Below are 21,843 nucleotides of genomic sequence, written 5' to 3' on the forward strand. Positions count from 1 at the left end.
GCGCCCCGGTGGGACGCTGAACGGATGTCTACCAAGGCGACGCTCCACCCAGAAGCCGCGGCCGCAGAGCTGATCGACCTGTTCCCGCCCGGCACCCGGCTCGACACCGACGGCACCCTCGTGGTGGGTGGCTGCCGGCTCGACGATGTCGCCGAGCAGTTCGGCACCCCGGCCATCGTCGTCTCCGAGGATGCGCTGCATCGGCGCGCCCGCGACTATCTTGCCGCGTTCCGAAGCCGATGGCCGCGGTGTGACGTGGCGTTTGCTTCGAAGTCGTTCCCGTGCACCGGCGTTCAGCGCGTCATGGTCGAGGAGGGCCTGCACCTCGACGTCGCGGGTGGTGGTGAGATCCTGACCGCGCTCAAGGCCGGCGCCGATCCGGCCCGGCTGGTTCTGCACGGCAACGCCAAGAGCGACGAGGAACTCGAGCTTGCGGTCGAGAAAGGCGTCGGGCTCGTCGTGGTGGACAACTTCGACGACATCGACCGCCTTGAACGGATCGTCCCCGTCGGTCACCAGCAGCCATGTCTGGTCAGGGTGATCCCCGGGGTCGAGGCTGCCACGCACGCTTCGCAGGCCACCGGACATGCCGGATCGAAGTTCGGCCTGATGCCCGGCGATGCCCGCGAGGCGATCATGAGGATCGAGCGCAGCGCGAAGATGCGCCTCGACGGCGTGCACACCCATGTCGGCTCGCAACTGCTCAACGTCGAACAGCTCGCGGCCGCCGTCGAGCCCATCGCCAGACTCGGCACATTCGAGGTGTACGACCTGGGCGGCGGGCTGGGTGTCCGCTACACCTATGAGGAGCGTCCGCCGAGCCTCGACGACTACGCGGAGGCGATGGTCGCTCAGGCCCGCGCCCTGCTGCCAGAGGACAGTCGCATCATCGTCGAGCCGGGTCGCAGCATGGTGGCCAACAGCGCCTGCACCGTCTACCGGGTGACGACCATCAAACGTGGCGTCGTCGTCCACGTCGCGGTCGACGGCGGGATGGGAGACAACCTCGAGGTTTCGCTGACCGGACAGCGGTTCGAGGCGACGATCGCCGACCGGCTCGGCGGTGGTGAGACGGTGAGCGTGGTGGGCAGGCACTGCGAGTCGGGCGACGAACTGGTCAACGGTGTTTCGCTGCGCGACCCCGCCGTGGGTGACCTGCTGGCCGTGCCGGTGACGGGCGCCTACTGCTACACGATGTCCAACCAATACAACGGCGCGCGACGGGTCCCGGTGGTGTTCACCCGCGGCGGAGCGGCCCGGCTGGTGGTGCGGCGCGACACGTGGGACGACCTGTTGGTGCGCGACGTCGACTAGTCAGCAGGCAAGATTGGCGGCATGAGTGACCTGCCAGCGTCGCTGGTCGAACTGGCGACCCGCTACGGCGTCGCAACCGAATACCAGGACTGGACCGGACGGCATTCGGTCGTCCCCGAATCCACCCTCGTCGCCGTGCTGGACGCACTCGGCGTGGCAGCGGCGGCCGAGGACGAGCGACACGCCGCGCTGGCGGCTCACGACCGCGACTACTGGACCCGCTCGCTGCCGCCCACGATCGTCGGCCGCGCCGGCGTCGCGACGCCGTTCTGGGTGCACGTCACCCACGGAGATCCTGTCCGCCTGTGGGTCCGACTGGAGGACGGAGGCCTCAGGACCGGGTTGCGGCAGCTCGAAAACAACAGGCCCCCTTACGATCTCGGCGATCGGCAGGTAGGTGAAGCCACCTTTGAACTGCCCGCCGACCTGCCGCTGGGCTATCATCGACTCCATCTGCAGGTGGGCGCGTTCGACACCTCCACCCTCGTCATCGTCTCGCCCGCCTCGCTCGAGCTACCGCCGCGACTCGGTTCGAACCGCGCCTGGGGTCTGGCCACCCAGCTCTACAGCGTGCGGTCCAAAAGATCCTGGGGCATCGGCGATCTGACGGATCTGACGGACCTCGCCGTATGGTCGGCGGCCAGGTACGGCGCAGGCTTCATCCTGATCAACCCGTTGCACGCCGCCGCTCCGACCGCGCCGATGGAGCCGTCTCCGTACCTGCCCACGTCGCGCCGCTTCGTCAATCCGATGTATCTGCGCGTGGAGGCGATACCCGAGTTCGCCTACATGCGGCATCGCACCCGGATCGCAAAATTACAAGCAGAGGCGCAGACCCGAGCCGACCGCGCCGACCTGATCAAGCGCGATGCCGTCTGGAAGACCAAACGTGCCGCGCTCGAGAGGGTGTACCGCGTCGAGCGGTCCGCCGGCCGCGAGCTGGCATACGCCGCCTATCGCGACCGGGAGGGCCGCAGCCTCGACGACTTCGCCACCTGGTGCGCGCTCGCCGAAAGATACGGCAGCGAATGGCACGAGTGGCCCGAGGAGTTGCGGCATCCGGGCACTGATGCAGTGGCCGAGTTCAGGGCGGCACACTCCGATGCCGTCGACTTCCATCGCTGGTTGCAGTGGCAGCTCGACGACCAGCTGACCGCGACCCAGGCGACCGCCGTGCAGGCCGGGATGAATCTCGGCATCATGCACGACCTCGCGGTCGGTGTGGATCCCAACGGGGCGGATGCCTGGGCGCTGCAGGACGTCCTTGCGCTCGGCGTGACCGCCGGCGCCCCGCCCGACGAGTTCAACCAGCTGGGCCAGGACTGGTCGCAACCGCCATGGCGGCCCGTCGAACTCGTCGACCAGGCCTACGCGCCATTCCGCGCTCTGGTCAACGCTGTGCTTCGGCATGCGGGCGGCGTCCGTATCGACCACATCATCGGGCTGTTCCGGCTGTGGTGGATCCCCAAGGGGATGCCGCCGACGCAGGGCACCTATGTGCGCTACGACCACGAGGCGATGATCGGCATCGTCGCGCTCGAAGCACACCGGACCGGCGCCGTGGTGGTCGGCGAGGATCTCGGCACCGTCGAGCCGTGGGTGCGCCGCTATCTGCGGGATCGGGGACTGTTCGGCACCTCGATCCTGTGGTTCGAGTTGGATCGCGACGGGGATGGCGGTCCGCTGCCCGCCGACAAGTGGCGCGAGTTCTGCCTGTCGGCGGTGACCACGCATGACCTACCGCCGACCGCCGGCTATCTGGCCGGCGAGCATGTCCGGCTGCGCGAGGAACTCGGGCTGCTGACCCGGCCCGCCGACCAGGAACTCGCCGCTGACCAGGCGCAGCAGGCGGCATGGCTGGCCGAATTACGGCGGGTCGGGCTGCTGGGTGCCGAGGAGACCGATGACGACGAGATCGTACTGGCGCTCTATCGATATCTCGGCCGCACACCGTCCAAGCTGCTGGCCTTGTCGCTGGCTGATGCCGTCGGCGACCTCCGCACCCAGAACCAGCCGGGCACCATCGACGAATATCCGAATTGGCGGATCCCGCTGAGCGGCCCGGACGGTATAAAACTGCTGCTCGAAGACGTCTTCTCGGACCCCCGTGCGGTCCGTCTGGCGGACGCGATGCGTGCGGAGGTCAATCCCCCGATGTAACGCACAGCCCGTCTTCACCGGTTTCACATTTGTCACGGCTGCGATATGTTCGCACCGCACCGACGAAGGGGAGAGTGGCGTGAAGAAGCTCGTTGTGCTCAGCGGTGGTCTTGTCGTGGCGGGTTCGGTGGCCTTGATCGGCGCCGGTGTCGCCCTGTCTCAGCCCGGACAGGACATGAGTTCGTACAACGTCGTCGGCGAGCAGTACGGCAAGGCACTGCAGATCCTGAAGAGCCAGGGTGTCAAGGCGTACTTCGGCGGCTCGTTCGGCAGTGTGCTGCCGCAGAACGCGTGCCTCGTCGACCAGCAGAAGGTCACCGGCGGCGGCAGGATGCTGCTGATGCTGGACTGCAGCCAGAAGGCCGCCGACCAGATCGCGGACCAAGCCCCGTCCGGCGGGCCGACGGTCGGTTCCAACGGTGTCACCACGGTGACCCCGACTCCGGTGGTGCCCATCCAGGGCGCTCCTGGCGCAGGTACGCCGCCCCCCGCCTGACGCCCGTCTCCTACAACTGACTCAGAACCCGCGGTCACAGTCCTCGGTCGCCCAGCCAAGCGTGAATCCGTTCGGCGACCGCCGCCCATCCGGGCACCAACATCATGTTGTGACCCATACCGGGAAACACCTCCGGCTCGGTCCGGTAGGCGCGCGCCGTCGCGCGCAACTCCGTGCCGCTGACACAGTGGTCCGGCTCCGTCCCGAGTACGAGCATCGGAGCCGTCACGAGCGCAGGTTTCGGCCGGTCCAACAGAAATGAGTCGACGGAGATACGCCGGCTCTCCTCGCCCAGCCGCGCCACCCATCGGGCGATGTCCGCTTCGGCCGTCTCGGCATTGAAAAAGTTGTCTTTGGCGAACCCAGCGCTGTTCAGCAGGGCTAGCGAGCTACCGGTGAAGGTAACTTTGACCATCAGTCGCGGGTAGCGGGTGAACAGCCGGACAAGGAAACTGCGAGCGCCCTTCGGCGGTGCGGATCCGAGCAGCACGCCTGCAGGCGCGTCGTGAGATTCGAGGTACTTCTGTACGACGAACCCGCCCATCGAGTGGCCGAGCACCACCGGGGCGGTATCTAGGCTCGCCGCGACAGAGGCCACGTCGCTCACGTAATCCCGCACCGAGCAGGCGCTCAAAGGCGTTGGGGCAGAGCTGTTGCCGTGTCCGCGGAGGCTCACGGCCAGCGCGCGATAACCCCTGTCCGCGAAGAAGTCGAGGAAGTATTCGTCCCAGCACCACGCCGCGTGCCATGCGCCGTGGACGAACAGCAGCGGTGCCGGGTGTTCGGCCGTACTGCGCCCTTTGTCGATGACCTCGAGGTGGTGGCTGGCAACGGGGTGGGAAATTTCCGGCATCTGCGTACTCCTGCTCGAAAACGCGACGGTTCACCTGCTATCGCCTGGTATCAACGAATTGCGGGAAGGTGCGATTCGCCTACGACTCGACCAGTTCGCGCAGATTCTTCAGCGTGGTCTCCATGATGCGGCCGACCTGGCGCGCCGCCACCCAGTCGGCCACGACCCCGAGCAACCCGCCGGGCGCCTCGTACGCCAGCCGGAACACCACCTTGGTTCGCCCGTCATCGGTGTCCCGCAACCGGAATCGGCCGCGCACGGTCACGCCGGTGATGCCGTTGAACGCCAGGTCACGATCGTGGTCGAATTCGACGATCTCGACCGTGCCGCCCACCGGTACGGATCCGACCTTCCAGTGCACGGTGAACCGCGACCCCACCGTGACCGGGCCATCGGTGATCGTCTCCCAGCGTTCGATGTTCGCCATGAACTCGGGATAGCAGGCCGGGTCGCTGACCCGCTTCCACACGGCGTCCCGATCGGCGTCGACGACGACGCGCCGCTCGAGTCTCATCGCATCAGCCGATCACCGGGAACCGGCGTTCGGCCGCCAGTGCATCCACGCCCGCCTGCAAGCTGGCCTCGACCTTTTCGTGGATGATGTCGTCGTCGCCGTCCACATCGATGGGGTCGAGAGCCTCCACCACGATCTTGGACGGCAGCGGGAAGTGGCCGCCCAGGTCGCCGATGTTCAGTCCCCACGGAAGTGCCAGCGAGATCGGCACGCTCTTCAGGCGCAGCAGCTTGTCGACCATCAGCAGCTTGGCCAGCCACTGACCCCGGTCGAGGAACAGCGCGGTCTCCTGGCCGCCCACACTGGCGATCGGCACGATCGGCACTCCCGCTTCGCGGGCCAATCGGACATACCCCTTGCGACCGCCGAAGTCGACCTTGTGCCGCTCCCAGGAGGGCCGGAAAACCTCATAGTCGCCGCCGGGATACACCAGCAGTGCGGCCCCGGATTCCAGTGCCATCCTGGCATTTTCGTGACTGGCCGCCACGGTGCCGAACTTGCGCAGCCATCCCAGCGGAGGTGCGGAGACGACCAGGTTGTGGGCGAGTTGGTAGAACGGCCGCTCGACCCCGAAATACGAACAGAACGCCAGCGTGAACACGAACGTGTCCGGTGGAACATTGCCACCGCTGTGGTTGCCGACCAGCAGCACCGGACCTTCGGCGGGAATCCGGTCCAGGCCGCGGACGTCGGCACGGAAGTAGAGCGACGCCAGCAGCCAGGTGCCGGGCAACTGCTCACGGATGTAGTCCGGATCGCGCTGGTCCAGATCGGCTTTGGGAACACGCGACGCCACCTGGTGCTTGACCCAACCGAGCGCGTCGTCGAAGCCCGCCATGCCGGGTCGTATTGACGCGCCCTGGCTATCTGAAACCCGCGTTCGCACGTACTACCCGTAGACTTCTGCCCACCGTTCCTTCCGGAGGGAGCCCGCGATGTTGCGACCGCACCGTTTCGAACAGGAAATCGATCCGGGCCCGGTACAGATCCAGGCTCGCAAGGTGCACTTCGACGTCACCGGCATCCCGTTGCACTGGATTCCCGGCCACCCGGTCGCCTCGAACGTGGTGAGCCTGCTCAACGTCGTGCTGCCGGCGGCCGAGCGGTGGTTCGTCGACACCTTCAACGAGGCCCTGCCGTTGGTCAAGGACCCCAAGCTGGCCGACGACATGCGTGGCTTCATCGGCCAGGAGACCATTCACGCCGACGTGCACGAGCAGATGCTGCACGAGTTCATGACCGTGCACGGCATCGACCCCGCGCCGGTTCTCGACCAGATCGAGTTCGTCTTCGAAAAGGTGCTCGCACCAACGACCTCCGCCGATCCGACCCGCCGGCTGAACCACTTGTGCGACCGGTTGTGGCTCATCGCGGCCATCGAGCATTACACCGCGGTGATGGGCGATTTCGCGCTCAACTGCGCTTGGGATGACCACGGCGCCGCGCCGACGATGGTCGACCTGTTCCGCTGGCACGGCAGCGAGGAGGTCGAGCACCGCACCGTGGCCCACGACGTGGCCGTCTACTTCCACGACAGTTATCTCGACCGGATCCGCGCGATGGCGTCGGCGGTGGTGATGATCTTCGTGTTCTTCCAGCGGGCCGCCTGGTACCTGGTCAAGAGCGATCCGAACACCGACATCGGCTGGTGGAGATTCAACCGGCTCCGCATGCGCGACTCGAAACTCGGCCTGTTGCCCAAGTACCGCACGCTTTTCGGCGCGAACACGTTCATGTACTTCCGGCCGGGGTTCTCTCCTGAGGAGATGGGCTCCACGGCTCAGGCCGTCGCCTATCTCGCGAGTTCTCCGGCGGCGCGGACCGCCCTCCGTTGATGGGACTGTTCGACCGGTACCACCAGGCGCCGCCCAGTGCGTCGGGGCGCTTTCAACACGACGTCACACTCGGCATCGCCGATGTCGCACTCAACGGAATGTGGGCGTTGTCCGGGGCGGTGCGCAAGATGGCCGCGCCGTCCGACGGCGACCACCCGATCGCATTGACAGTGGCGGCCCGCGACGTGGTGGCGCACGATCAGGACGTCGTCGCCTACACGCTGGCGGCGTCGGACGGGCGCCCGTTGCCGTGTTGGCATCCCGGTGCCCACATCGATGTGCACCTGCCCAGCGGTCTGATCCGGCAATACTCGCTGTGCGGTGACCCGCGCAGCCGGGCGACCTATCGGATCGCCGTGCGGCGTATCCCCGACGGTGGTGGCGGGTCCGTCGAAGTACACGACACCCTTCGGATCGGTGCGAGCCTGACGACGCACGGCCCGCGTAACGCGTTTCCGTTGACGGTCCCCGGCTACGGGTCACCGGCGCGGCGGTTCAGGTTCATCGCCGCCGGCATCGGCATCACTCCGATACTGCCGATGCTGGCCACGGCCCAGCGGATGGGCGTTGACTGGTCGATGGTCTACGCCGGGCGCAGCCACGACAGCCTGCCATTCATCGACGAGGTGGCGCGTTTCGGCGGCCGCGTCGCGATCCGTACGGACGATGTCAGCGGGTTGCCTACGGCGCCTGAGCTGCTCGGCGACTGTCCGGACGGTACCGCCGTGTACGCGTGCGGTCCCGCGCCGATGCTGACCGCCATCCGGGCCGAACTGGCCGGCCGGGACAACGTCGAATTGCATTTCGAGCGGTTCGCCGCGCCGCCCGTCGTCGACGGGAGAAGGTTCTCGGCGGTTATCGCCTCCACCGGCCAGACGGTCGCGGTCAGCGCCGACGAGACGCTGTTGTCGGCGCTCAATCGCACGGGGGTGCGCGCGCCGTACTCCTGCCGGCAGGGATTCTGCGATACCTGCCGAATCCGGGTTCTCGACGGCATCGTCGACCACCGTGACACCTTGCTCACCGACCCCGAGCGCGACAGCGGAATGATGCTGATCTGCACTTCCCGGGGTGTCGAGGGCTCGCGTCTCACTCTGGATCTCTAGCCGCGTCTGTACTATTCGCCCATGCCGTTGGCCGATGGTGCGACGTTCGCGGGCTACACCATCGTGCGACTGCTCGGCGCAGGCGGTATGGGCGAGGTGTATCTGGCGCAGCATCCCCGTCTCCCCCGCCGCGATGCCCTCAAGGTCCTGCCCGCGACCGTGTCGGCCGATGACGAGTATCGCGAGCGGTTCAACCGCGAGGCCGACATTGCGGCCACGCTGTGGCATCCCCACATCGTGGGCGTGCATGATCGCGGCGAGTGCGACGGCCAGATCTGGATCTCGATGGACTACGTCGAGGGCACCGATGCTGCGCAGATGTTGCGCGAACGCCCCAACGGGCTGCCGGAGCGGGAAGTCGCCGGGATCGTGGCCGCCGTCGCCGACGCGCTGGACTACGCGCACGAACGCGGCCTGCTTCACCGCGATGTCAAGCCGGCGAACATCCTGTTGGCCCACCCAGACTCCGGCGATCAGCGAACCCTATTGGCCGACTTCGGGATCGCCCGTTGGGTAAACGACATCAGCGGTCTGACGGCGACCAACATGACCGTCGGTACGGTGTCCTACGCCGCGCCCGAGCAACTGATGGGTGAACCTCTGGACGGCCGCGCCGATCAATACGCGCTGGCGGCGACAACGTTTCATCTGTTGACGGGCTCGCCCCCGTTCTCGAGCGCCAACCCGGCCGTGGTCATCAGCCAGCACCTGTCGGCGGCGCCCCCCGCCGTCGGCGAGCGACGACCCGAGCTCGCGGGCCTGGACGCGGTGCTGGCCAAGGCCATGGCGAAGGACCCGAAAAACCGCTACGAACGGTGCGCCGACTTCGCACGGGCCTTCGCCCACCGCGTAAGCGCCGCGCTCGATGACGACGGTGGCACCCGGCTGGCGACCGCTGTCACGCCGGTCCAGCAGCCGCCGCGATCCACGCTGATGCGGCCTGCTGTCATCGTGCCTGCAATTCTGGCGGTGCTCCTCGTGGTCGCAATTGCCATTGCGGCCGAGGAATTTCGTCGCGCCGACCGGCCGCAACCGACGCCGACGGCGAAACCGCCGACGGCCACGTCTGCGAGCGTCACCCCGCTACCGCCGCCGCCCGAGCCCCCACCCTCGCCGACGACGACGGCGACCACCACGTCGGCCGCGGCGGCCACGGTGGTGATCGGGGCCAACTGCACTCCGGAAGGCAGCACAGGAACCACGGCAGGTGGTTCGACCACGTACTGCTCCGCATTGCAGCCCAGCGGTACGACCGTCTGGTCATTGCAGCAGGGCGACATCCCGAGCCCCACGGTGACGACCGAAGCGACCGACGCGCCGCTGCCCACCGAGGACGAGTCGCCGACGCGAGTCTGCATGCAGCAGACCGGGATGACGCGGCTGCAGTGCTGGGAGGCGATCCGGCGCAGTAACGGTCGTCCGCGACTATGAGGCTCAACCTGCCTGACCGGTTAGCGCTGACCGACCTGGTGCACCTGTACGCCTCGGCCGTCGATGACCGCCGTTTCGATGATGTGATCGAATTATTCACCGATGCAGCGGAATTGCGGTTGCCAGATCCGCCGCATTCATTGGAACCGGTTCGCCGCCACCATGGCCGCGACGGCGTCCGGGCCGCCATGGCCACATTGGCCACGGTTACCCGAACGGAGCATGCGATCGTCGGCGAGGTCTACGCGGCTGGAGACGACGCGAACTATGCACTGGGTCGCATCACGTGCATCGCCCATCACTGGACCGTGGCCGGACAGACGATCAGTGACCTGGTGTGGCACCTGCGCTACGACGACGAATATCTGCGCACGCGGACGGGTTGGCGCATACATGGCCGCGCGCTGACGATCAACGCTATCGAGACCCAGCCGGTTCGTCGCCTTCGAGGGCGCGCAACAGACAGTCGAGCAGGGGGCGCTGGCCCTTGAGCAGCTTCTCGGCCGCTCGAGACACCGGAAACCATGCGACACGGTCGATTTCAGGGAATTCCATGACCCTGCCCGAGCCCTTCGGCCACTCGAGTTCGAAGGTGTTGCTGAAGGTGCCTTCGAGATCGAGATCGCCGCGGACGGCGAACGCCGTGATGACTTTCCCGCTGGGCTGCTTGAGCGGTGCGAAGTCGATGCGGGGGCCGTCCGGTGGTATCTTGCCCAACTCTTCGCGAAACTCGCGCTGCGCCACCGTCCACGGGTCCTCGCCGTCGAGATATTCACCCTTGGGAATCGACCACGCGCCGTCGTCCTTGCGTGCCCAGAACGGGCCACCAGGATGTCCGATCAGCACCTCGACACCGTCCACGGTGATCCGGTACAGCAACAGGCCCGCGCTGAGTTTCGGCATCGACGTCAGCTTAGTGCTCCAGTATCAATTCACTTGTGTCACTTTGGTTTCAGGGGTCGGTGGGGCCCGGATTTGTCGGTGGCTCGTACTAGTGTTCGAAGTATGGGGTCAGGGGTGGTGGCCAAGCGGATCGCGGCGATGAGCGCTGAGCTGGATGCGTTGTTGGCCGAGCCGCTGGAGATGCTCAGCACCGCCGATCAGCTGGCCCTGACGTATCAGTGGGAGACCCTGGTCCGCCGCCAAGCCGCCCTGGGGCATCGGCTGGTGGCGGTGCTGGCCGCGGCCCCGGTCGCCGAGTTGGGGGCGCCGACGCCCGCGGCCGCGCTGTCCACGTTGTTGCGGATCACCAAGGACGAGGCCGCCGGTCGGGTCCGGCTGGCCCGGGATCTGGCGCCGCGGCACACCCTGACCGGCGAGGTGTTGGCCCCGGTGCTGCCGGCCACGGCCGCCGCCCAGCAGCAGGGCCGCATCGGCGCCGAACACGTCAAAAAGATTCGCAAGTTCTTCACCACGCTGCCGTCCTTCGTCGACCCCGAAACCCGGGGCCTGGCCGAAGCGCAGCTGGCCGACATCGCCGCCGAGGTCAACCCCGACGAACTCCGCGCGGCCGCCGACCGGCTGGCGGCACTGCTGGATCAGGACGGCACACTGTCCGACGCCGACCGGGCCCGGCGCCGCTACCTGCACCTGGGCCCGCAGCAGCCCGACGGGATGAGCGAGGTCCGCGGCCGCCTGGACCCGCAGGGCCGCGCCGTGCTGGATGCGGTGATCGCCAAACTGGGCGCCCCCGGCATGTGCCACCCCGACGACGACACCCCGTGTGTGGACGGGGCCCCCTCGATCGAGGCCACCCAGGGCGATACCCGCACCCAAGGCCAACGCAACCACGACGCGCTGACCGCGATGGGCCGGGCGCTGCTGGCCTCGGGGCAGCTGGGCAGCCACCACGGGCTGCCGGTCACCCTGGTCATCTCCACCACCCTCCAAGAGCTGCAATCAGCGGCCGGGCACGCGGTGACCGGCGGGGGCAGCCTGCTGCCGATGTCGGAGGTGATCCGCCAAGCCGGCGCCGCCCACCACTATCTGGCGGTGTTCGACCACCACACCGAAGAGCCGCTGTATCTGGGCCGGGCCCGGCGCCTGGCGTCGAAGGCTCAACGGATCGTGCTCTACAGCAAGGACCGCGGCTGCACCTTCCCCGGCTGCACCGCCCCCGCCTACCACTCCCAGGTCCACCACGCCACCGCCGACTGGGGCCAGGGCGGCCAAACCAACATCACCGACCTCACCCTGGCCTGCGGCCCGGACAACCGCCGCGTCAAACCCGGCGGCTGGAACACCCGCAAACGCAACGACGGCCGCACCGAATGGCTCCCACCCCCACAACTGGACACCGGACAAACCCGGATCAACAACTACCACCACCCCCAGCGCTACCTCATACCCGACGACCCCGGGGAACCTCCCCGACGATGATGACGAAGACGACCCGTGAGCGGCGGCGCGGTGTCTGTTCTCGAGAAAGTGGGCCCAGTCGATTTGCGCCGGGCCGGACGTTGCGGCTTTCATGAGTAACCATGCCTGAAATGGATCGTCGCCGAATGATGCTGACAACGGGGATCGGCCTGTTCGCCGCCGCGATCACCGTCCCGGAGATCCGGGCTAACGCCTCGCCGCTGGATGCACCACCGCCGGCCGCGCCGCCGCCCAATGGGCAGTACATCTTCCAGGACGAATTCGACGGACCAGCCGGTTCAGCCCCCGATCCGGCGAAGTGGGAGGTGGCGCTGGCCCGCGAAGACATGGAGGACCCGACGTTCTGGGAGCTTCCCGAAAACGTGGGTCAGTATCGCGACGATCGCCGCAACGTGTTCGTCGACGGCAAGTCGAACCTCGTCTTTCACGCCGCAAAAGACGGCAACACCTACTACAGCGGCAAAGTCTTCGGCAAGTGGCGGGGCGGCATCGGCCACAACTGGGAAGCCCGGATCAAGTGCAACTGCCTGACCCCCGGCGCATGGCCGGCCTGGTATCTGGCCAACAACAGCCCGGTCAACGGTGGCGAAGTCGACATCATGGAGTGGTACGGCAACGGCAAGTGGGCGGCCGGAACGGCGGTCCACGCGAAGCTGAACGGCGGAGAACACGTGAGCCAGGGGATCACCGTCGACAGCGGTTGGCATACGTGGCGAGTCCAGTGGGATGACGCCGGTATGCGGTTCTGGAAGGACTACGTCGACGGCGCGCAACCATACTTCAACGTTCCGGCGAACTCGCTGCCCGATTGGCAGTTCAACGCACCCGGCTACCAGCTGTTTCCGGTGATGGACCTTGCGATCGCAGGCTCCGGCGGCGGCGATCCGGGGGCGGGGACCTACCCCGCCGACATGCTCATCGACTACGTGCGCGTCTGGTAAGCCGTTCAGACACGGTTGTACAGCGCCTGCTGCCCGAACTGACCGGTCTCGAGTGACCCGTCCGGAAGGACCAGTTCGCCGCTGCCGAGGCGCTTCCGCAGATACGCGAACGTTTGAGCGGTTTGGGCGAACAGGTGCTCACCCGCGCGTAAGGCGGGTCGCTGCGTGCCCCCGGTATCGGCGAACCGCGGGAGCGGTTTCACCTCGGTGTGATAGTCGACGTTGAAGAACAACGGGAACGAGTAGCGCTCCTCCTTCACCCTCCGAACCCGATGGCTGGTTGCCACGAACGTCCCGTTCGTCCAAAGTTCGAGCATGTCGCCGATGTTGACAACGAATGTGTCCGAAATCGGCGGAACACCGATCCACTCGCCGGCGCCGTTCATCACCTCGAGTCCGGGTGCGGTGGGCTTGAGGAGGGTGAAGCGCTCGTAGTCGGTATGTGCCCCAATGCCCTGGCCGTCGACGGCGTCCGGGTTGTACGGGTAGTGCACCAACCGCAGCTAGCTGGGCGTCTTGGTGGCGTGCCGGGCGAACGTTTCCGGGTCGTCCTCGCCGAGGGCCAAGGCGAACGCCCGCAAGAGCCGTTGACCCACTTCCAGCACCACCTGGTAATACGCGGTGACCGCATCGGCGAAACCCGGCAGATCGGGCCAGACGTTGGGACCCAGCATTGGATTCCCCGCGAGATAGTCGGGGTCGTCGTCGGGAAGATCCAGTGCGGTGTCGAAAGCCTCCTTCAGGTCCGGTGTTCCGGTTTCGACGCCTTCTTCCCCGACCGGCACATAACCGCGGTGACACGTCGACAGCCCGATGTACGAACGCATCTTCTCTTCCACCGGCAGCGCGAAGAACTCCTTCGTCGCCGCGAGCATGCGCTCGAACAGTGCGTCATCGACGCCTGCGCCGCTCACGTAGAGAAAGCCGACGTCACGGGCCGCCTTGCCGATCTCGTCGGCCACCCGTTCCCGGTCCGCCCGTGCGGGGGACTGAAGGCCAGTGATATCGACCACCGGTATCAACCTGAATGACGTTGCGCGACTCATAGATCCACATCTCCTTCGTAATCCACAACGCTCCATTGGGCACCGTTGGCCTCGAGCTCATTTCTATGGCGAACCGGCTTCAGCTTGCTGAACTCGGGTGTGGCGACGTTGTCCACCCGCACTCCGCTTCGGTCGGCCCAGCCGTACTTGGCGCCCACACGAAGCAGGATCGCGTCACCGAGATCGCCGGAGCGCAGGAACAGCGCCCACGACGGTGCTGCCTGGGCGTCGTCGCGAACCCAATGCTCGACATAGTCGGCGTGGACACCGACCTCGATCAAAGCGCCGTTTTCCCAATGCATCCGGCCGGCATCCGGATGCGGACCGGGTGGTTCGACGTCGATCTGCCGACTCCACTCGAAGACGTCGTCGCGCTGGGTCAACCGACCTGCGAACCCGCGTGTATCCACGTACGCGCTGATTCCCTGCAGCCACCCCACATTGCCGCCGGCGTCGCGGGACCCGTCGGCCTCGATCAGCAATGTGCGCCGCCACAGTCCGGCGCATTCGGACATCAGCACATCGGTCATGCGCTCGTCCGCCATGTCGGCCACAGCGCGACATGCCCGCGGCGGGGCAGATCCGTCCGTCGATCACCGTGCGCCGGGCGCGGACAACCAGGTCCATGACCGGTGCTACCGCTCCGCCACCGGATCGAACCGCTCGTGGAAGTGGCGGGTCATCTCGGGCCAGACGTGCGGGTCGTGTCCCGGTATCAACAGGTATCCCTTGTCGTTGGCCAGCTTCTTGAGTCGTCGAATCGGTTCGACGGTCTCCTCCGGCTCGACGCCGATGAACCCCCCGATCGGAAGCTCGTGTTCGATGTTCTCGGTCAGATCCGCCGCGTCGAAGGCGAACACGAATCCGCCCCCACCGACGGACTCGTCGAGCTCGACGACGAAGCTCTGGTGGCCGGGCGTGTGTCCATACGTGGGCACCGCGGTGATTCCCGGGCCGATCTCCGCCTCGCCGTCGGCCAGATGCCAGTCGATGCGCGGATCGTCGAAGTCCACCCGCACGATCGCGTTGTGTTCGGGCTCAGGATGATTCGACAGCCCGTACTCGACCTCTCGGCGCTGAGCGTGCACCGGAACGTTGCCGGCGAACAGCTTGAGACCGCCGGCATGGTCGTGGTGCAGATGGCTGACCGCGACCGCGTGGATATCGTCGATGTCGACACCGATCTCGGCCAACGATTCCTCGATCGGTTCGCCGGATCCCGGCAGGACGGGCCGGTACTCCACGGTCGGGAAGAACCGGCGGTGAAGCGCAGGGTCTCGCACCAAGGCAGTGTTGAAACCGGTGTCGAGAAGTACCCAGCCGCCGTCGGTCTGGAGCAGCACACCGGGCACCGGCTCCCGCAGCCGCTCGTCGGGCGGAGCGCCGTAGACCGAAACCGATTTCGGCAGCTCCTCCCAGCCGAGGGTCAGCAGTACGATGCGGCGAACCTTAGAGAATTTGGAAGACGTGGAAAATCTGGCAGACGTAGAGCCTTTGGAATTGTCAGACATCAACCCACCGTAAGCGCGGCGATCCGCAGCGAGTTCGGGTTCGACACCGCATGTGCCTGTTCGACTCCCTTCAACCACGGCTGGGCAACCACGAAGTCGTCGATGTCGGCGACGTTCAACCAGCATCCCGTCTCTTCTGCGGCCGCGCCCGCTGCCGAGTACGGCGGCAGCACACCGGTTGGCAAACCTCGTGCCAGGGCGGCCGTCACCCGCGGCGACGAGCAGCCGAGGTAGTTGATGCCACCGTCCTTGTCCCAGGAGATGTGGCCCCACGTGTAGGGCGACGGGGCGTCCGGCCACACCGTGTTGGCCATGATCTCCGGTGCCGCCTGCATGTCCGTGCCGATCCAGCCATAGATCTCCGAAGTCGGATATCCCTGCACCTTCGCAGTGAGTCCCGCCGACGCGAGCTGTGTCTGCACGAGGTTGCCGATCAGTTGCATGTCGGGGTTGCTGGTGTCATATCCGATGGTCACCGTCTTCTGATCGGCGGGTAACGCCGCCGCGATCTTGGTCAGCGCGGACGGATCGTGCGTGAGATTCTGTTTGCCGTAGTCGGCGGCCAGCACGTACGGCGGGTACATCTGGGCGCCGACCTTGCCGCGGCCGAAGAACGTCTGCTTGACCAACTGGGCGACGTCGATGGCGTCGATCACCGCATTGCGGATGGCCTGGTCCTTCATGATGCCCTTGTTGGGGTTCACGTACAGGAAGGCCGCCATCATGGTCGGCAGAGAGTAGTGCGAATACTTCCCGTTGTTCAGGTACTGCTCAACCGCGGACGACGGCAGGTCGTGCAGGATCGCCGCGAGCTGACCGTTGTTGAACTGCAGCTGCTGGGCTGACGTGTCGGTGATGACGGGCATCTCGACTTTCTCGAAATACGGCTTCGGACCCCAGTAGTTGGGGAAAGACGCCATCGCGTAGTGCGAACCCACCTGCGCATCGGTCAGCGTGTACGGGCCGGTACCAAGGTCGTGGGTGGTCAGGTAGTTCTGCGCGGAATCTGACCCCCCGTTCGTCTGCAGCCCGGTCGGGCTCATCATCCGCGGGCCGTAGGGCGATGCGAGGTAGTCGAGGAACTCCGAGTTGGGGGAGTTAAGCGTGATCGTGACGCCGTAATCCCCTTGCGAGCTGATCGATTCGATGTCTTTGACCATGTAGGCCGGGCCGCCGCCGACGGCCAGCCGCCGGTCGAACGACGCCTTGACGGCTTGCGACGTGAACGGTGTGCCGTCATGGAACTTCACGCCCTCACGGAGCTTGAGAGTGAAGACCTTGTTGTCGGGCGACGCGGTGTACCCGGTGGCCAGCAGTGGTTCCAACTCGGCCTTGGCCTGACCGCCCTTGAATTGCAGCAGGCCCTCGTAGAGGTTGGTCGTCAGGAGCAGTCCCTGCCCCGCGTAGTACACATCCGGGTCCGGCGGCTGGCCGGGATCCTGAAGGAACGACAGATGCAGCACCTTGTCGGTCGGTGCCGCGTTCGGGGCGCCACCGCCCGAATCCGAACCACCGCAGGCCGACAGCGTGAGCATCGCGACGGATCCCGCTGCGGCCACAACTTTCAGGCCGGCCAGACGTCGTTTAATCATCGTGCTGCTCCTTCGGGGACGGATTGGTCGAGCTGTTTGAAGGCATTGCGGATCTCCTCGGTGGTGCGCAACGCGCCGGTCTGGAGGTACTCCATGGCGGCCAGCGCCGCGTCGTGGAGGTATTGCGATGAACCGCCGACGCAATCGGTGACAACGCGGACGTAATAGTCGCGCTGGTGCGCATCGGCAAAGGTGTAATGCACGCAGACGTCGGTCAATCCGCCGATGAGGATCAGCGTGGAGGCCCGCAGCCCGCGGAGCACGATCTCGGAATCCGTCCCGATGAACCCCGAGTAGCGCCGCTTGACGATGTGAAACTCCTCAGGCAGGGGCCGCAGTGAGTCCTCGAGGTCGGTGCCCGGCTCACCCGCGACGCAGTGCACACCCTCGGTGCCGTCGAGTTCGCGACCGAAATCCACGCCGCTGGGCCGGTGCACCTCCTGGAAGAAGACGACGGGCACACCGGCAGCGCGGGCCGCTGCAAGCAGTTTCCCGGCTCGGTCGACTCGTTCGGCGTGGCCGGGCATGTGGGCAAATCCCACCTCCACCGCGGGCATTCCGCCGCCCTTTTGAATGTCGACGACGACCAGCACGGCAGTGCCCACGATGAGTGGCTGTGTGGGCACCTAACCCTCTCCTACCGCTATCCGTGGATCCGCCGCTGCCTGCAACAGATCGACCAAGGTGTTGATGGCGACGTAGAGCAGGCCCAGCATCAGCGTTACACCGGCGATCGCGGGAAAGTCCGCGACCGGGATGCTTTGCGCGATGTACTGACCGATGCCGGGCCAGCCGAACACCTGCTCGATGACCAGCACGCCCGAGAACATCAGACCGACCTGCAGGCCCGTCATCGACATGGCGCCGCCGATGGAATTGCGCAGCACGTGGCCGACCATGATCCGGCCTTCCGAAAGGCCCTTGGCGCGAGCGGTTCTCGCGTAGTCGCTGTCGGCGTCGGTCAGCAGGCTGGAGCGCAGGACCCGCCCGATCGCCACCGCGGGACCGAGGGCGATCACCACCGCCGGAAGGACGAGATGGTGCAGGGCGTCGGCGACAACATCGAACCGGCCCGACAGCAATCCGTCGATCGTCAGCAATCCGGTGGGCCCCGTCGGCGGATTCGCCACGCTGATCCGGCCATTGGCCGGCACCCATCCCAGTTTTTGGTAGAACACGATCAGCCCGAGAATGCCGAGCAGGAACATCGGCGCGGACGCGCCGGTGAACAGGACGGCCCGCAGCACTCCGGCACCCGGCCACTTCAGCGTTGTGCCGAAGGCCAACAACCCGGCCAGTACGAGCGCCAGGCCGAGTCCGTACAGCGCCAGTTCGAGTGTCGCAGGGAAGAAGTCGCCGAGGTCGCTGCTCACCGCGTGCCGGGTGCGAAAGGAGGTGCCCAGGTCACCGTGGGCGGCCGAGGTGAGGTAGCGCCAGAACTGGTTGATCATCGGCTGATCCAGCCCGAGGGTATGCCTGCGCGCTGCAACGGCTTCGGCTGAGGCATTCGCGCCGAGTTGGGCCTTGACCGGATCCATCGGCGAAATATGTTGCAGCACAAACATCACGGCGATCAGCGTGATGAGGATGAGCACCATGGCGCCCAGTCGGGTCAGGATGAAATTCCGCATGTCGACACCTAGCTCGTCTTCATCAGATTGCGGAGGCCGTCGCCGGCGATATTGGCGGCAAGGGCCAGCACGAGGACCGCGAGGCCCGGCATCACGGGGACCCACCACTGCTGCAGGAAATAGGTCAGGTTTCGTGCCGTGTCCGCACCCAGTTCGGGTGCCGGAGCGGCTTGGCCCAGACCGAGGAACGACAGCGACGCCAGGGTGAGGATCAAGGTACCGATGTCGAGGCTGGCGGCGACCAGAGCATTCGGCACAGCACCGGGCAGCAGGTGGCGACCGGCGAGGCGAATCGAACCGACACCGGCGAGTCTGGCGGCTTCGATATGTGGACGCGCCGCCAATCGGGCCACTTCACCGCGCACCAGCCGGGCATAGAACGGCCACCATACGATCGACACCGCAATCAGCGTGTGGACGAAGCCCGGACCGAGCGCGGCGACCACCGCGATCGCCAGCACCGGGGCGGGCAGCGAAAGGAAGGCGTCGGTGATCCGCATCAGCAGGCTGTCGACCCATCCGCCCGTGGCGCCGGCGATCAGCCCGACCAGGCCGCCGATGAGCAGCCCGACGGCGACGACGACCAAGGCCGCGAACCAGCTCGCCCGGATCCCGAACAACACTCGACTCAGGATGTCTCGGCCGACCGCGTCGGTACCGAGAAGAAATCCGTTCTTTCCGGGTGCCTGCAACGGCATCCCGGCGGGCACCAGGGGGTCATGCGGTGAGATGACAGGCACGGCGATCGCCACCACGGTGACGATCAGCACCATCGAGAGGGCGGTCCAGTTCAACAGTGCCGACGGTGTCTTCGGCAGCGTCAGCAACCGGTGCTCACGGCCCCGCAGCCAGGTGCCTGCGGGAAGGGCGATCGTCATCTCAGCCCGCTTTCCGCTCGATGCAGGCCACCTGGTGAGGACGGCCGGGAGTGCCTTCCAGGCGGACGTCGAGCTGTTTCTCCGAGCACGTGTCGACGGAAATAGGGCAGCGCGGATGGAACGCGCACCCGGCCGGAGGCGACAATGCGCTCGCGGGTTCGCCTGGAAGCACCCGTGATTCGCGACCGAGGTCGGGAATCGAGTCGACCAGCGCCCGGGTGTAGGGGTGTACGGGGTTCCTGATGACGTCGTCGGCGGGTCCGATCTCGACGATTCGGCCGAGATACATCACGGCGATGCGGTCGGCGACGACGCGGGCCACCGACAGGTCGTGTGTGACGAACAGGACCGACATGTCCAGCGTCTGGCGCAGGTCACCGATCAGGTTCAGCACCGACGCGACCAGCGACACGTCGAGCGCGCTGGTCGGCTCGTCGCACAGCAGGACCGATGGCGGTACCACGGTGGCCCGGGCCAGTGACACCCGCTGCCGCTGTCCACCGGACAGCTGGGCGGCGCGTGATCTGGTGATGTCCGGCGGAAGGCCCACCCGCCGCAACACCTCGGCCACCGCGTCGCGTCTCTTACTGCGCGTCAGGCCGTTTCGCCGTAGCCGCTCTTCGACCAGCTCGCCCACCGACAGCCAGGGCGTCAGTGAGGCGCCGGCATCCTGGAAGACCATCTGGGGTCGTCGGCCGCCCGCCAGTTCGACGCTTCCCGACGTCGCCTTCTCCAGCCCGGCGATGACCCGTAGCAGGCTGGACTTTCCCGATCCGCTCTCACCCACCAGCGCGACGGATTCTCCGTGCGCCACGGTGAGGGAGATACCCCGTAGTGCCTGGAGTTTCCCGTGCCGCCCGATCGAGAACGTCTTGGTGACATCGTGCATCAGGACTGCCGGCGGCTCGGCGTCCCCGGTGGATCCGGTCTCGCGTTCGGCCTCCTCGGTGGCGATGGTCACCCGCGCACTCATCTCCGCGGCGACGCTTGCGAAGGGCAGGATGCAGGCGCTGACCCGCTCGGCGGCCACCGGTACCGGAGCCGGTGGCGCGCTCTGGCATGCCGGCGTTGCCACCGCACATCGGGGCGCGAACGCGCACCCCGGTAGTGGCTTGACGGCGCTGGGTACCGCCCCGGCCAGCGCGGCCAGCCTGCGGTGCCGAGGGGTTTCCAGGGTGAGCCGGGAGCGCAGCAGTCCGTGCGTGTAGGGATGCGCGGGTTGTTCGAGCACGTCTGCGGTGGGGCCGATCTCGGCGATGCGACCGGCGTAGAGCACGGCGATGCGGTCACTGATCTGGGCGGCGACGCCGAGATCATGAGTGATCAGCACGATGCTGCAGCCGATCTCGTCGCGAAGACGTTGCAGCAGGCGCAGCACCTGAGCCTGCACCGTCACGTCGAGTGCGGTGGTCGGTTCGTCGGCGATGATCAGCTCGGGGTCACCCGCGATCGCGATGGCGATCATTACCCGCTGCCGCAACCCGCCGGACAGTTCGTGGGGGAACGCGCGCAACCGGCGCGGAGGGTCGGGGATGCCGACAGCGGTCAACAGCTTGAGCGCTTCCTCGTCGCTTCCCGCCGCCTCGGCGACCTGCCTACCGATCCGCATCGTCGGGTTCAGTGAGGTCATCGGGTCTTGGAAGATGGCACCGAGATCGAGACGGCGAACCTTGCGCAACGCCTTCGCGCTGCCGCCCACCATGTCGGAGCCGGCCACTCGGACCGAGCCCTGGACCCCAGCGGTCGACGGCAGCAGCCCCAGCGTCGTGAATCCCAGCACGCTCTTTCCCGAGCCGGATTCGCCCACCAAGCCGAGGATCTCCCCCGCCCGGACGCTCAGTGTCACACCGCGCAGGGCCTTCACCTCGGTACCGTTGCGCCGGAACGTGACGTGGAGGTCGGTGACCGTGGCGACCAGCCCATCAGCCGTTCGCGGATCCGACGCGGTGCGGTTCCCGTCGATCTCGGATAGCGCGCTGCTCATCTACTGCTCCCTAGCCCTGGCCTGTCACTTGACAGTTTTCATGGCTCCCCGGCGCGTTGGGTGTCGCGCGCGTAACCAATAGCGGCCCGACGTAACCGATGCGTGTCGCGCGTTTCTGTCGTGTGACAGAAACGCAGGGCGCTGCGTTTATCCTGCTCAATGCGCCACGATG

Annotated in this window: 20 protein-coding genes and 1 pseudogene; 9 read left to right on the forward strand and 12 right to left on the reverse strand. The window is 66.6% G+C overall.

The features are described 5' to 3' along the window. The first annotated feature begins 24 nt into the window (after positions 1 to 24). The 3 genes from lysA to ACVWWN_RS23640 all read left to right on the forward strand — a co-directional run bounded on the left by lysA (position 25) and on the right by ACVWWN_RS23640 (position 3,970). Complete coding sequence (gene lysA, locus ACVWWN_RS23630; protein WP_457146015.1) at positions 25 to 1,314, forward strand: diaminopimelate decarboxylase; 1,290 nt, start codon at positions 25 to 27, stop codon at positions 1,312 to 1,314. Positions 1,315 to 1,335: 21 nt separating this feature from the next. Next, positions 1,336 to 3,474, forward strand: a complete 2,139-nt coding sequence (gene malQ / locus ACVWWN_RS23635) for a 4-alpha-glucanotransferase (protein ID WP_457146016.1) — start codon at positions 1,336 to 1,338, stop codon at positions 3,472 to 3,474. Positions 3,475 to 3,553: 79 nt separating this feature from the next. Then, positions 3,554 to 3,970, forward strand: coding sequence for a hypothetical protein (locus tag ACVWWN_RS23640; protein ID WP_457146017.1), 417 nt, complete (start codon positions 3,554 to 3,556; stop codon positions 3,968 to 3,970). Positions 3,971 to 4,004: 34 nt separating this feature from the next. Here the strand turns inward: ACVWWN_RS23640 and ACVWWN_RS23645 are convergent, their stop codons facing one another. The 3 genes from ACVWWN_RS23645 to ACVWWN_RS23655 form a co-directional block, all read right to left on the reverse strand. Continuing rightward, the gene (locus ACVWWN_RS23645; protein ID WP_457146018.1) at positions 4,005 to 4,823 is read right to left on the reverse strand and encodes an alpha/beta hydrolase; all 819 of its coding nucleotides are present in this window, start codon (positions 4,821 to 4,823) and stop codon (positions 4,005 to 4,007) included. 79 nt (positions 4,824 to 4,902) lie between these two features. Continuing rightward, complete coding sequence (locus ACVWWN_RS23650; protein ID WP_457146019.1) at positions 4,903 to 5,337, reverse strand: SRPBCC family protein; 435 nt, start codon at positions 5,335 to 5,337, stop codon at positions 4,903 to 4,905. Positions 5,338 to 5,341: 4 nt separating this feature from the next. Continuing rightward, complete coding sequence (locus tag ACVWWN_RS23655) at positions 5,342 to 6,175, reverse strand: lysophospholipid acyltransferase family protein (protein WP_457146020.1); 834 nt, start codon at positions 6,173 to 6,175, stop codon at positions 5,342 to 5,344. A gap of 97 nt (positions 6,176 to 6,272) precedes the next feature. On the opposite strand from ACVWWN_RS23655, the gene ACVWWN_RS23660 reads away from it, so the two are divergent. From ACVWWN_RS23660 to ACVWWN_RS23675, 4 genes are read left to right on the forward strand one after another with little or no spacing between them, the layout of a single operon-like run. Then, complete coding sequence (locus ACVWWN_RS23660; protein WP_457146021.1) at positions 6,273 to 7,172, forward strand: metal-dependent hydrolase; 900 nt, start codon at positions 6,273 to 6,275, stop codon at positions 7,170 to 7,172. Further along, entirely contained in the window at positions 7,172 to 8,278 is a 1,107-nt protein-coding gene (locus ACVWWN_RS23665; protein ID WP_457146022.1) for a PDR/VanB family oxidoreductase, read from the forward strand. The genes ACVWWN_RS23660 and ACVWWN_RS23665 overlap by 1 nt, the downstream gene beginning before the upstream one ends. A 21-nt stretch (positions 8,279 to 8,299) precedes the next feature. After that, positions 8,300 to 9,709, forward strand: a complete 1,410-nt coding sequence (locus ACVWWN_RS23670; RefSeq protein ID WP_457146023.1) for a serine/threonine-protein kinase — start codon at positions 8,300 to 8,302, stop codon at positions 9,707 to 9,709. Continuing rightward, positions 9,706 to 10,200, forward strand: a complete 495-nt coding sequence (locus tag ACVWWN_RS23675; RefSeq protein WP_457146024.1) for a nuclear transport factor 2 family protein — start codon at positions 9,706 to 9,708, stop codon at positions 10,198 to 10,200. Before ACVWWN_RS23670 ends, ACVWWN_RS23675 begins: the two co-directional genes overlap by 4 nt. Here the strand turns inward: ACVWWN_RS23675 and ACVWWN_RS23680 are convergent. Next, positions 10,127 to 10,612, reverse strand: a complete 486-nt coding sequence (locus ACVWWN_RS23680) for an NUDIX domain-containing protein (RefSeq protein WP_457146025.1) — start codon at positions 10,610 to 10,612, stop codon at positions 10,127 to 10,129. The genes ACVWWN_RS23675 and ACVWWN_RS23680 overlap by 74 nt on opposite strands. Before the next feature lie 102 nt (positions 10,613 to 10,714). Between ACVWWN_RS23680 and ACVWWN_RS23685 the strand changes: the two genes are divergently transcribed. Further along, the gene (locus ACVWWN_RS23685; protein ID WP_457146026.1) at positions 10,715 to 12,088 is read left to right on the forward strand and encodes an HNH endonuclease signature motif containing protein; all 1,374 of its coding nucleotides are present in this window, start codon (positions 10,715 to 10,717) and stop codon (positions 12,086 to 12,088) included. A 101-nt stretch (positions 12,089 to 12,189) separates the two neighbouring features. Beyond that, positions 12,190 to 13,029, forward strand: coding sequence for a glycoside hydrolase family 16 protein (locus tag ACVWWN_RS23690; protein ID WP_457146027.1), 840 nt, complete (start codon positions 12,190 to 12,192; stop codon positions 13,027 to 13,029). A 5-nt stretch (positions 13,030 to 13,034) separates the two neighbouring features. Here ACVWWN_RS23690 and ACVWWN_RS23695 read toward each other — a convergent pair. The 8 genes and pseudogenes from ACVWWN_RS23695 to ACVWWN_RS23730 form a co-directional block, all read right to left on the reverse strand. Beyond that, positions 13,035 to 14,075 (reverse strand): annotated as a pseudogene (locus ACVWWN_RS23695) (isopenicillin N synthase family dioxygenase). Further along, complete coding sequence (locus ACVWWN_RS23700; RefSeq protein WP_457146028.1) at positions 14,072 to 14,620, reverse strand: hypothetical protein; 549 nt, start codon at positions 14,618 to 14,620, stop codon at positions 14,072 to 14,074. The pseudogene ACVWWN_RS23695 and the gene ACVWWN_RS23700 overlap by 4 nt, the downstream one beginning before the upstream one ends. Before the next feature lie 90 nt (positions 14,621 to 14,710). Beyond that, a complete protein-coding gene (locus ACVWWN_RS23705) occupies positions 14,711 to 15,586 on the reverse strand; it encodes an N-acyl homoserine lactonase family protein (protein ID WP_457146029.1) in 876 nt (291 codons plus the stop codon). Continuing rightward, complete coding sequence (locus ACVWWN_RS23710) at positions 15,586 to 17,178, reverse strand: ABC transporter substrate-binding protein (protein ID WP_457146030.1); 1,593 nt, start codon at positions 17,176 to 17,178, stop codon at positions 15,586 to 15,588. Before ACVWWN_RS23710 ends, ACVWWN_RS23705 begins: the two co-directional genes overlap by 1 nt. Next, positions 17,175 to 17,804 (reverse strand): cysteine hydrolase family protein, encoded by a 630-nt coding sequence (locus ACVWWN_RS23715; protein WP_457146031.1) that lies wholly within the window; start codon positions 17,802 to 17,804, stop codon positions 17,175 to 17,177. The genes ACVWWN_RS23710 and ACVWWN_RS23715 overlap by 4 nt, the downstream gene beginning before the upstream one ends. Next, entirely contained in the window at positions 17,805 to 18,809 is a 1,005-nt protein-coding gene (locus ACVWWN_RS23720) for an ABC transporter permease (protein ID WP_457146032.1), read from the reverse strand. An 8-nt stretch (positions 18,810 to 18,817) separates the two neighbouring features. Beyond that, positions 18,818 to 19,687 carry an ABC transporter permease gene (locus ACVWWN_RS23725; RefSeq protein ID WP_457146033.1) on the reverse strand — a complete coding sequence of 290 codons (870 nt, stop codon included), beginning with the start codon at positions 19,685 to 19,687 and terminating at the stop codon, positions 18,818 to 18,820. A gap of 1 nt (position 19,688) precedes the next feature. Next, on the reverse strand, positions 19,689 to 21,671 hold the full coding sequence (locus ACVWWN_RS23730; protein WP_457146034.1) for a dipeptide ABC transporter ATP-binding protein: 1,983 nt from the start codon (positions 21,669 to 21,671) through the stop codon (positions 19,689 to 19,691). Positions 21,672 to 21,843 lie beyond the last annotated feature (172 nt).

It is taken from the genome of Mycobacterium sp. URHB0021 (assembly GCF_054057895.1).